Raw genomic sequence first — 8,365 nt, 5'->3', positions numbered from 1 at the left:
CGGACGTTTACGGAGTTGTTCAGCGCGCTCGGAAGGATATGCGACCTGTTCACTCCCGACGAATGCATGAACTACTTTCGCGCTGCAGGATATGCGCCAGGTTAATCCCGAAATGCTTTAGGTGATGGGGAATGGCAGGTCCGCAAGCATGGAACCAGCCGTAGACGCCAATGGCGCAAGGTCCATCTGGCCATGGACACCACCACATCCGACATCCGGGCAGTCGAGTTCACGCCCAGCCGGGACGGCGACAGCCCGGTCCTGGCGGATCTGTTGGACCAGATCCCTGAAGACGAACAGATCGACACCGTGACCGCTGATGGTGCCTATGACACGCGCAGGTGCCACACCGCAATCATTGCCAGAGATGCAGAAGCGATCATCCCGGTTCGCCGGAACGGGCGATTGTGGAAGGAGGACGGTCCTGCGGCCAAGGCCCGCAACGAGATACTGCGGGCCTCACAACGCTTCGGCAGGTCGCTCTGGAAGCGGTGGAGCGGCTATCACGCCCGAAGCCGCATCGAGGCCAGGATGCGATGTCTCAAGGCATTCGGCGAACGCATCATGGCGAGGGACCCAGAAAGACGAACCGCCGAGATCCACATCCGAATTGCCCTCATGAACCGCTTCTCAGCCCTCGGAACGGCTGAGACAGTCCGCGACGCCTGAAACCCACAGGATAAGGGGAAGCTCACACTCGCAACAATTTATGCAACAACGCCCTGCGCCGTGGCCGCCTTGATCCGGCCCAGGTTGGCCTGCACCTCTTTGAACGGCGCCGGGGCCTCGGCAACGGTGGCGGGTTTTTTCTTGAACATCGGATTTCCTCCTGGGTTGCATTGCACACAATAAATTGCATCGCGTTCCAGGGCAGTATCACACCCCCGCCGGACCGAAAAAGCGGCCACCGGATCGGCGGCCGGGCGGGGGATCGCTGCACGGATTTTGCACGGGCTTGCCGGTGATTCAGGGCAAAATCGGTGCATGCCGTGCAATGCACGTTTTAACGACACGTTTTTGAGGCCACCCGATCGGTCGTTTTTTCGTTTAATATCAGGTGGTTAATGGCGGAGACGATGGGATTCGAACCCACGAAACCTTGCGGTTTACTCCCTTAGCAGGGGAGCGCCTTCGACCACTCGGCCACGTCTCCGCCGACGCGTATAGCGTGCCAAGCTACGGATATACAAGGCGAAAATTGGCCCTGTGGCCAATTCGGACAAAGCGCCTTCAACCCCCTGAAAAGGCGGGGAAACCTCCTGAATTGCGCGTGTTTTGGGCAAGATTTGGTCAACTCAAATTTAGGCCCTCAACCCGTTTCCTGGGCATGGGCGTGCGATTCACACCTTTCTGTGGAGGAACCACTCCGCATCGCGAGCACGCTGAGCCGAAGCCAGATGCCCCCTTCAATGCAACAAATGTCAGCCACAGCACAGAAAAGTTTCCACCGGAAGCAAGGCGAGCCTGGATTTCTTTGAGACGCGGAGACAAACGACCTGCCGCCATTCGCCGAATTCGGCAACGAGAGGCGCGGATCGGGCCTGGCGGGCAAACAAGCGCTGGCCCGGGGGCATTCCGCGGATGTCTTTTTCGACAGCGTAAATCTCGGCGATCTGACGCAAGCCTTCGGTAGCGATTTCGGAGCCGTCACGGTCAAAGACCTCCTTGAGCTTGCGCCTCGCGTGGGACCAGCAATGCGCCACAATGATCGGATCGCCGCCCTTTCGGGAGGATTTGGTCAGCCGGTTATAGCCGGGATAACCGTCGATCTGGAGGATGCCGTTGAACCCCGTGAGGAACTTTTCGGCGTGTTCACCGTGGCGTCCGGGGGCGCAGAAATAGACCACGCCGAGAGTGTCCGATCTTCTGTGTATGAGTGACCCGCACGCAAGGGGGGCGGGTCGCCATACGCGTCCTCACACGACACCGCCCCGCTGAGATCTGGTTCCGGGTCCGAGGCAACCGCTCGTTCACCCAACCGGAGGATTGATGACCTTGTCTCGGGAAAACCGAACGAAATACGGTTCGAACCTGTAGCCTGCGGTTGTCGTCGCATCCGCGAGAATTACGTATCCGAAGCCTGCAAACACACGCCCGTTCGGGGCAGATCGCCGAACCGAGACGTAGTCGCCCCAACGCGTATGTGTCCAGGTGCTTTCATCACGGAAATAGACCACATAGTCGCCCATGAATCCGACGGCGCTGTTGGCATGCCGGTTTCCGCCACCGCCCCAGCCGAGGGCGACCCCGACCTCGTTGTCCGTGTTGGTCGCAAAGCAGGGGTAGCCGAAAGCAAAGTCCTCGTTCCAGATCGTCATCTGTTCAACCAGATCCCAGCTACCGATCCGCACCTTGGCGATCTGGACATGGGGATGCGGAAAATTGAATCCACCATTGCCGCCATCGCCCGCATTCGCGGACCATGCGAACCAGACGAGATCGTCCTGGCGCGTCACGCCTATCACCGCGTTGTTCGGGAAGCCCCAGCCGAACCAGTTGTTCCCGTTCGGGCCATTCGACGAAAGCGTGCTGTTGGACCAGTTGGCCACTTCGACCGAGCGCCAGAAATAGGTCGTCGAACTTTCGTGCCAACTGAAGACCCGCATGGTGGAATTGTCGATATGCCCCGCCCAGTAGACCTCGTCACCTGTATTCTGACAGGCATTGCTTCCCCAGGCCACCAACCCGTCGCCGGGATTGGTAAACCAGAAATTTATGGTATCGGAAGCCGCGATGGCGTTGAGCGGCAGACGCGCGATAACCAGGCCGTTGTCGCCGGTATTGTCCGCGACGTTGTCGAGCACATCGAAGGACAGGTAGATCGAATTGGCACCCACTCCCAGGCTGGGATAATCCATCCAGTCCGTGCCGAATCCGAAGGTCGCAGAGGTAAAATCCCAATAGGTCCACCGGGTACAGTTGGAATCGATGATATCTTGCGGACTGGCCGCTGCCAGCCTGTAGGCATTGTCCGCATTGCCGCCGACCCGCTGATACTGCAACAGCCAGATGAACCGGTTGATAGACGGTACATATTGAATGACCTGGTCGCAGCAGAAACCGCCTGCCAGTGTATTCGGAAACACCGTCGTCGGATCGACGGTCGTGAATGTCTGCCCGCCATCCGTGGAATAGTCCGCATACCAGTTTCCCGTCATCATGACCACGTCACCGGCATCGCCGCCGCTGATGTCAGCGGCATTGACACTGGCCGGAGTGACATTCGGATCGGATGTCCAAGGGTTGAAATCCAGTCCGCTGCCCGGACCGCCGGGATTCTGCGGCGCGAAGGAAGGAGTTTCGCGCAGTATTCCACGAAAGGGGCCATCCGGTACGATCCGCGATGGGCGGTCATTCGGCTGATACTTGGGCTTGGGGTCTCGCTCTACCGGGTCGTAGGGGGCGTCTTCGACACGGTTCGGATGGCACCGACCGGGTTTGGCGTCACCCTTGCCCGGCTTGTCCTCCTCACGTTCCGCGCAGGGCCTGTAGCGGCAGATCGCAGGATGCCGGTCCGGTTTCGGGCAGCATTCCTCCACCTGTCGCTTCAGTTTCTCCAACTCGTCCAGATGCTGGACGATGCCCGGTTCCTTGGCCTCGGCAATTGCCAACAGCCGCGCCAGGTCTTTTGACATCGTCGTCTGCAAGGCGGTCTGCCAATGCAATTCGTTCAGGGCATGACAAGTTTGTCGGGCAATCTTTTCCAGATGGCAATTGGCCAGTTCGAACTGTTTAAGTACGCCCACCAGAAGGTCGGTCTGGTATCGGTCTTCCTCGCAGCAGAAGTCGCGCGTATCACGGAGACGTTCTTCGCGCTTCTCCTTATCAGCGTCAGGAAGTTTTTTCTCGCGGCGGTTGGTTATTTTGGAATCTTGCATATCGAACCTCGACAGTTCTTCGCGCAAATTCGCGATGATCAATCATTCGGTGGATTGTCCGGCCTTAACCACTGCAACACGGCGTCCAGCACATACCAGGTCACGAGGAAGGCCACGCACTCAAGCGCGAAGCTTCCAAACTTGTAGAAGAATTCGGCGATCAGAAACGAAATCGCGAATGCCGGAAACTGTTGCCGCAGAAGTTCCGACATAGACAGGCTGTGAATGAGTTTGAACATAAACGAGGGCCTCCGAATGACGGTGGTTTCAAGGCGCCAAACTGTCCAGGGGTCCCATTCTGGCTCGCAACTGGTTACAAGTGATCCCCGGAAGCAGAACGAAAATTGCCTTCTGTCGCTCACCCGGTCAGCGGGTTTCGCGGTAGGAACATTTTATCACAAATGGACCTTTCGATCAACGAGCCCGGCCTGTAGCGGGACCCCGTCACTACCCGCCATCGCCGCGGAGGCCGGCCGCCTCATCGCATTCAAGCGACCGGCGGGAATGTCGACTGGACCCGATTGATCCCGTAGCGCGCCGTTCTGGAGGCCGCGTATGCAAAGCGCTTGACCCTCTGTGTGATCCCGAGCGGCTTGTGCGCCGCCGGCACATTGTTCCAGGGGTTGAAGCTCAGATCCTCGCAGAATTCCGAATTGCCAGCCATGCCACCCGATCCCGTGATCCGGATCGTGGCGATTCGAACCGGCGGATGCCAGTCGCGGCGTCGTGCCTCCTGCCTGCGCGAGACGAACGGCAGAGAGAGCGCATCGCCGAGCCAGGCGTCGATTTCTTCCTCGCTCCAATGCCATATTCGCGTTGTATCTTCTATCGGCGTCGCCTCTTCCGACAGGAAAGTCTGGACCTTCAGGTCCATCTCGAAATCGTCTTGCGACAAGGTCTCTTCGAGACGGGTGCGCAGGATGTCCGGGTTTGCATCCATCGCCTCTCGCTCCTGTCTTGGAATATTGAGGCGCTTGCTCAGAGGAATCTGATAATTCCGCCCTGTCTCCCATGTCGACCATTCCGGCCAGTCCGGGTCGCCCTTGGTGGCTCTTGCCGGTTCGATCAAATACTTGACCGCCGTTCGTTCCGCATCCGCCGCCTCACCCAGACGTGACGGCGCCATCGAGAACCACTGCTGATAGAGCAGGTTTCGAATGATCGACCCGTTCACTTTCAGCGCAAGATTTTGCTCGAGGAGCGACATGCCAGCACCGGCGACCGCAAGAACCTCGTCAAGTTTCTTGCTTTTGAGCACGTCTTCGTCATCGGCGAGGAAATGCGTATTCACCTTCGCATAGACGAGCGGGTCATCGACGAAGAAGACCGGGAAATTGATTGTCAGAATGTCGAGGAGGCCCTTTGCGTTAATGTCGCTCGCCGAAAGCGTGTTGAGTGCGGTCCCGTCGGGCAGTGTCCCGCTTTCGAGCAACTTGATCGCCATTCCGCGGGCATCAGGCGCCGAATCGCTTTGGTTTCTCGGATTTCCGTTCGAAAACCTTACCACGGCATCATACTCTCTTCCGGGGACGAACAGGCCCTTCGCAAGAGCCGGATCAAGATCTTCCGATATCGTGACGCGCGCGCGATAACAGCCATGGGTCTTCCGATGAACGTCCCGAGTCGCGCACGCCCCATCAGGACGATCCGGCAAATCGTCGAATATGTGCCGGTATGCCGCAAGCCTCTCCAAGTCGCGTTCCGATGGCCGCTCACCGCGCGCGAGCATGCTTTCCAGTTCAACCTGATGCTTGCGCCACGCACTTCGGGTTTGTGACGACTTTTCCACGAAGGACCGGATCACCTCCGCGACATCGCCCGCGAGTTTGCGTTCCAGCGCGAAATCATCCTGCCAGGGGCGTTCGAATTTTTCATCCAGTTGATCAATATCTTCGTGATGCACGGACATGGAAATCTCCTTTTCCTGAAACAATGCGGCCCTTGGACGCTTTTTCGTCGGTTCCGGCCCGTTTGAAGAAAGCTTCAGCGCGGTTGCATTTGAAACCGGCGCCCCTTGACGGCGCATTTCCAGAAGGGAACGCCGGCCGCACCAGAACGGTCGGCAAATCTTGCTTCCCGGGACTCAATGCAAAATGGCGTCGATGACAGGCCGCTCTGCATTCATTTTGTCCAGAGTCCCAAGTGCCATCCTATCACGGAAAGCGGTTCTTCGCGATGGTTGTGAGGATGTGCGGCGGGTGGATGCCGGCTATGCGAAACCCACTTCGTTCACTACCGTCAAAACACCCGCCCGCCGTGCGCCTTTTGCGGCACATAGACGATGGATGAAAAAATCGGCGATCTGTGCTACGATCAAACTGCTCCCATGCGAGTTGCAAGGATTGGACGGTGTCGCAGCATCCCTGGCTGCCGGAGCCGAATACGAATTCTGAATTTGACGGAGTTTACAATGATATCCCTTGATTGTCGGCCTCCGCTCATGCGGAGTATCTCCTGTCCGGTCGCTTTGGCACTCGCTCTCCAGCTTTTGCCCGTGCCGGTGATCGCGGAAGACGATTCCGATTGCCCTTCGGGGCACCCGGATTGCGGTCAGCACAACATGATGCTTGTCGGGGAACAATCGGCGTTTGTTTCCCACCTTCCGATGTTCGGGAACGAACACCGTTTCCAGGTCATCGCGGAAGTTGTCCTCGCAGGGGGCGAGTCCGACCTAAGTTCGATCTATTTCGAAGACCGCGCGTCGCACCCGGATGTCCGGATGTACACCGTGCAACCGAACGACAATTTCGTTCTGTCGCGCCTCTTTACTCCCGATGGCGACCCCGAGCGCAATATGTTTTCCGGAAATGTCTTTCGTGGCCATCTCGAACGCGGCGGAAGCGGGATCGACGGACTCCAGTCGATCTCCGTTTGGATCCAAGACTTGATTTACGCGAGCGAATTGTCCGTTGACTCCGGCGAGGCAAATGGCTTGCAATACGTTCTTTTCGGCCGGGGCGACGATCTCTATTTGGCGCATGTGATTGGCGGCGGACCAGACGATTTCGACCAGATCGTCGGTGTTTCACTGGGGGATCGGAACGAGGAACTCTCGAACGGCGCAATCGTCACGATTCCCGATCGGGCAAACAGTGCCGGGACCAGACTCAGACCGGACGAGCATGTATCCGCTGAGGTTTCGTCCCGAAATGGACCGCTTGATCTGGTCGTCGGGCCGGAACTCTATTTCGAGGAGGGCGAACTGCTTTCGCCGGCCACCTTTGCCCCGACGGGGTTGGAAATCGAAGCCGGGTTCGGGGACTGATCATCGGCTCCTTCACAGGTCCGTCGTTTCACCAACAGGCGCACTGCAACTTGGTGACATATATCCATGCGTTCAAGGCAGAGCGCCGAGGCGGAATGATGAATGATACCCCGACCGCCGGCGCGAGAAAGACAGGTTCGAAAACGGCGATGGCATCGATGCTGCCCTCTGCCCCAGGCTACTTGATAACCGGAGGTTCTTCGCACCCGTCGATCGACGGATGTATCTGCCAGCCGTTGCCGGGCTTGCCCTGTTCGACGACGACAAGCGGATCTTCGGATTTTCCCACTTCCGAACACCAGGGATCGTAGACCTCGCGCTTGAACGCCGCCACCAGGTCGGCGCTGGCCTTGCCGGTGCCCATGAATTTGTCGTCGATCACGATTTTCTGCGCATGGCGGATCGGGTGGAACTCGTTCCACCCGCTATGACCCGCGTCATAGACCCAATCGCCGCGTATCAGCACCACATCGCCTCCATTCCCTTCGTCATCCGCCGGCACAAGATCGCCCGACGCAGGATCCATGACATCAGAGAGCGCGCCGTTGTGGGTCGCCGCCCAGACGATGCCGCCGATGATCGCGGTGACGATCAGAACGGCCAGAAGCGCCAGAAGGCAGCCGATCCAACCCAGAACCGGCACCGCACAGATGCTTGCGGCAATCGCCGTCGGAACGGACATGACCTTGAGCACGATGCAAACGTCGTGGACGCGGCAGCCCTTGATTTCGGCATGCAGGATTTCGGTTTTGTGGCCATCCGGATTGATCGCCGGAAAGGCTACGCTGTCGCCGACATAGCCGAGCCCGAGACCGGTGACCGCGGTCTGATCCGCGATGAACCGGCCCTGGTTGGAATCGGACGCTATCATTTCGGACTTGGTCTCGTTCGCGGCATGAGGCGCGAGAATGAGGTCAAAGGTGAAATCGTCGTCCATCTTCTCGAAACCGGACTTGTCGGCGCCGACCGGGTGGACCGCTGCGACCCTGCCAATGGCGCAAACACCCTTTTCGAGACAGATGAGCTTGCCGCCATGAAGGAAATGACAAAGTTCGAATACGGCGGCGATCCAGAACGCGCCGCCGATGATGCCGGCGGCGACGTTTCCCGATACAGCCCCGATCAGGATCGCGACCGCGCTTGTGATCGCGAGCGCAACGGCGCTGAGCGGTTTGAACTCTGACGGCGGGACGCAGAAGTAATGCTTGTGACAATCAGCCAT

At 58.5% G+C, this 8,365-nt stretch carries 5 protein-coding genes, 1 tRNA gene and 2 pseudogenes; 3 read left to right on the top strand and 5 right to left on the bottom strand.

The annotated features are described in order from the left end of the window. Positions 1 to 117 precede the first annotated feature (117 nt). A pseudogene (locus QO034_RS16645) lies at positions 118 to 669 on the top strand (IS5 family transposase); the annotation flags it as partial. A 396-nt stretch (positions 670 to 1,065) separates the two neighbouring features. Here QO034_RS16645 and QO034_RS16640 read toward each other — a convergent pair. The 3 genes and pseudogenes from QO034_RS16640 to QO034_RS16630 form a co-directional block, all read right to left on the bottom strand. Continuing rightward, positions 1,066 to 1,153: transfer RNA gene (locus QO034_RS16640), tRNA-Ser, on the bottom strand. 307 nt (positions 1,154 to 1,460) lie between these two features. After that, a pseudogene (locus QO034_RS16635) lies at positions 1,461 to 1,859 on the bottom strand (IS66 family transposase); the annotation flags it as partial. A gap of 111 nt (positions 1,860 to 1,970) precedes the next feature. Further along, entirely contained in the window at positions 1,971 to 3,635 is a 1,665-nt protein-coding gene (locus QO034_RS16630) for a hypothetical protein (RefSeq protein WP_284486653.1), read from the bottom strand. A gap of 24 nt (positions 3,636 to 3,659) precedes the next feature. On the opposite strand from QO034_RS16630, the gene QO034_RS16625 reads away from it, so the two are divergent. Further along, a complete protein-coding gene (locus QO034_RS16625) occupies positions 3,660 to 4,025 on the top strand; it encodes a hypothetical protein (RefSeq protein WP_284486652.1) in 366 nt (121 codons plus the stop codon). Positions 4,026 to 4,365: 340 nt separating this feature from the next. Here the strand turns inward: QO034_RS16625 and QO034_RS16620 are convergent, their stop codons facing one another. Continuing rightward, a complete protein-coding gene (locus QO034_RS16620; protein ID WP_284486651.1) occupies positions 4,366 to 5,667 on the bottom strand; it encodes a catalase family protein in 1,302 nt (433 codons plus the stop codon). Between the two features lie 492 nt (positions 5,668 to 6,159). Here QO034_RS16620 and QO034_RS16615 point away from each other — a divergent pair, with 492 nt between their 5' ends. Beyond that, entirely contained in the window at positions 6,160 to 7,143 is a 984-nt protein-coding gene (locus tag QO034_RS16615; protein ID WP_284486650.1) for a hypothetical protein, read from the top strand. A 178-nt stretch (positions 7,144 to 7,321) separates the two neighbouring features. Here QO034_RS16615 and QO034_RS16610 read toward each other — a convergent pair whose 3' ends face one another. Next, a complete protein-coding gene (locus QO034_RS16610; RefSeq protein ID WP_284486649.1) occupies positions 7,322 to 8,365 on the bottom strand; it encodes a hypothetical protein in 1,044 nt (347 codons plus the stop codon).

Origin of the sequence: Sedimentitalea xiamensis, from assembly GCF_030164465.1 — a bacterium.
Taxonomy (GTDB): Bacteria; Pseudomonadota; Alphaproteobacteria; order Rhodobacterales; family Rhodobacteraceae; genus Sedimentitalea; species Sedimentitalea xiamensis.
This window is presented reverse-complemented; position numbering and strand designations above follow the sequence as displayed.

Bases quoted from the DNA above. Each gene is read 5' to 3' on its own strand.
- QO034_RS16630 (WP_284486653.1), bottom strand. From the start codon at position 3,635: ATGTCAAAAGACCTGGCGCGGCTGTTGGCAATTGCCGAGGCCAAGGAA.
- QO034_RS16610 (WP_284486649.1), bottom strand. From the start codon at position 8,365: ATGGCTGATTGTCACAAGCATTACTTCTGCGTCCCGCCGTCAGAGTTC.
- QO034_RS16615 (WP_284486650.1), top strand. From the start codon at position 6,160: ATGGATGAAAAAATCGGCGATCTGTGCTACGATCAAACTGCTCCCATG.
- QO034_RS16625 (WP_284486652.1), top strand. From the start codon at position 3,660: ATGCAATTCGTTCAGGGCATGACAAGTTTGTCGGGCAATCTTTTCCAG.